The following is a 3301-nucleotide window of genomic DNA, read 5'->3' as shown; positions in this document are numbered from 1 at the left end:
AGTTTTATTTAATTTTTCTAATTTTTTATCTTTTTTTTTATGCCTTGCTTTTCTATGCTTTCTATAATATCATCCTGGCTTTTATCTAATTTTTGCAAGAAGTTAGATAATATTTTTTTTGTTTCGTTTGTAAATTCTTTATTTGTTTCGATTTTTTTTGATATTATATTTTTAAATTCACTTATTGAGCTTGACTTTTCAAGGGCCTTATTTAAATGATACCTTATTGCTGCACCTTGTATTTTTTCATTTAATTTTGGCATTAAAGGTACGTACGGGGCGTTTCTTACTAAAAAGGCAAAAAGCCCCTTTGTTACTTGCATTTTAGCCGCACCACTTATTGTTGTAGCAATGCTACTTCCTATTTTTTCAGTTGTAGCACTTTGTCTTAAAGCCTTTGCGATCAAGGCATCATTTTTAAATAAAGTATCAAAGCCCTGGGCCATTTTAATAAAATCTTTTGCATAATTGCTTGTAAAGGTATTTTCGCCTAAATTTTTAAGCTTTTTAAAAAATTCAGCACTATCAAAGACCTTTAAATCATTTTTTTCATAAAGACTTTGTTTAAAAAAGTGATTAAGTAAATTTAATTCTAGATCTGTTTTTTGAGAATTATTTAAATTTTTAGTTAATCTTTGATAATTGTTAATATCTACTTCGCCTTGGCCTTGTAAAAACTTTTCAAAGCTTTTCATGACATTATCATAACTTTTTTTAGTATTTCTTAGCCCTAAATCATCAACTATTTTTGTTATATCCTTCATATTTTTATAATCATTTAAAGCTGTTTCAAAAAGAGTTAAGGCATCCTTGTAAAGGCTTTTATTTTGCTTTAAAAGTTCGTTTGTAGCGTCGTTAATATCTTCTTTTATAAAATTAATAACCTTACTTTTAACAAAGTTTTGAAAGTTTTTATCGGCATTATCCTTAATCATAGAGTTAAGCTGTTTTCTAGCGTTATTTAATTGTGAAAAAGTGACCCCATCTTCATTATATACATTTTTTTCGACAAAATTTAAAAATCGCATACTATCTTCTGGTAATACGCCCATTTCATCAAGCTCTTTTCTAAAATTTTCATAAGAAAAATTACTTTTTTTAAGCACTTCTTCGCTTGCATTTTCACCCGCGTTAAATATTTCGCCCGTTTCTTTATCAATCCTTACCTTATAACCTTTATGATAAAGCTTTTCTAGCGTTTCATCAACTGCCTTATTATAACTTTGTTTTGTACCGCTTTCTAGGGTATCAAAAATTTTTTTAATATCAGTTTTTGCTAAATTTAGATTTTCTAAATTTTGACTGAGTTTTGAAGTAGTTTCATTAAGTATAGTTTTTAAGTTTTGATTAGCTATAGGACTTATATTTGCTGCTTCTGCTAAAAAAGCTATTAAAGAGCCATCCTCATCAGCCCTAACTCTTCTTATTAAATCCTTTTGAAAATCCTTTTGATTATTTAAAGTAAAAATTTCATAAGCATTTTTTGCACCCTTTGTTATAAAGCTATCCTCGCCAAATTTAGCCTCGATTTTTTTAAATTTACCTTCTTTACTTTGTGTATTTAATTCGCCCCCAAAACTTTCGCTAAATTCTTTTAAGGTCTGTGCTTGTTCTTCGCTCATATTTAAGGATTTATTTAAAAGCTTTTGTACTGCTTCTTTGTTGCCATTTAAACTTCTTCTTGCAAAGCCTAAAAAAGGACTATATTCACTTGCCTTTTGTGCCACCTTTGTTAAGGGCTTAAAAGCTTTAATTCCTGTTAAGGCAACGCCATCGCCTACTAAGCTTAAAACACCTTCTTCGATTCCATTATCTAAGATCTCTTTAAAGGTATTTTCACGACCTATTAAAAGATTATTATATATAGTATCTGCCATTCCACCCGCAAAGGCTCCTGCTGCACTTCCTGCAACCGCTCCTGCTACCTTTCCAACTGCCCCGCCTTTTCCCTTGCTAGCACCTTTAACAGCCCCAAGCAAAGAGCCACTTAAAGAAAATTTATTAGCCTCTAAAATATTAAAGGCATTATCAAAAAAACCCTCATTAATTTTAAAGGCGTTTTCGCCTTTAAAGGCATATATATTTCCGTCTTTATCAGTGCCTATATTATCAAAGCCTACCTCTAAAGCTAGATCATTTAAATCATTTAAATAATTATCATAAGCCTTTGTATCTATCTCGCCACTTATTAAGCTTTTAATGGCTGCTGAGGGGCTTTTATAATAGTGATTTTCATCAAGCCTAGTTTTAATTTTTTGTAAGTTTTTAGTTATCTCTTGACTATCATCAAAGGCCTTAAACTCTTCGAAATTTGTCTTATCACCTTCAAAAAATAAAGAATTTGCAAGGCTATTTAAAGCCCCTCTTTCTTGTGCTATTAATTCTTTTTCATTATCGCTTAAATCCTTAAAATCCTTGTTTTTAGCGTTTTGTAAAATTTTGATTTTTTCATATTGTAGTTTTCCTACCTCTTTATTATTTTCTCTATCATCAAAATTAAAAAAACTTCTTTCATCAAAATATTTTTTTGTTAAATAATCCTTTGTAGCCTCTTCTAAGTCTTCATACGCTACATTATTAAGGGCTGATTTTTGAGCATTTGCTTTTAAAAGGCTTTGTTCTTTTTTATAATCACTTGTTTGTAAAAAATCAAAGCCACTTACTAACTCATTATAAGTATTTTTAAGGATATTTTTTTCACTTTTTTCAACTTTCGGTATATAAGAATTATTATCTATATTTTCTAACATTTCATTATAAGATTTATCTAAATCATTATTTTTATTTTTAGTTATGCTTAATTTTTCATTTGAAACATTTATAAAATTTTCGCCTTGCTTATAATCTTTTGTATTAATATTTATTTCGTTATCATTTTGCTTAATCTTAGTTTCATTAAGCTTTAAAGGTTTTTCATTATCAATTAATAATTTAAAATTTTGATTATTTTTAATTGTTTCAAAAACAAAATCCTCTTCTTTAAAATCCTTATTTTTTTCTTGATTTTTTAAAGAGTTTTCTATATCTTGCCATTTAATATTAGTATTATTTTGCTTTAAAAAATCTATAATCTCTTTTTTAGAGGCCCCGTCCTTTGTAGCCTTTTCAAAATCAAAGCTAAATTCTGCCATTACTTGTCCTTTAATAGAATTTGCAAGGCTTTCGCCTTGCAATAACAAAGAATTGAACAAATGCAAAAAAAATATAACAAAATTAAGGCTTTAAAAAAAGGGTTAAAAAATCTTATTTTAACCCTTTTTTATAATTATTTTTTTTATAAAATGCTTTAAAAAAAGGTTTA

General features: G+C 28.0%; 1 protein-coding gene. It reads right to left on the bottom strand.

The features are described 5' to 3' along the window. Nucleotides 1-17: 17 nt before the first annotated feature. A complete protein-coding gene (locus tag FMM58_RS06785; protein WP_150180527.1) occupies nt 18-3131 on the bottom strand; it encodes a hypothetical protein in 3114 nt (1037 codons plus the stop codon). Nucleotides 3132-3301: the final 170 nt, after the last annotated feature.

It is taken from the genome of Campylobacter sp. LR291e (assembly GCF_008633915.1).
Classification (GTDB): domain Bacteria; phylum Campylobacterota; class Campylobacteria; order Campylobacterales; family Campylobacteraceae; genus Campylobacter_D.
This window is presented reverse-complemented; position numbering and strand designations above follow the sequence as displayed.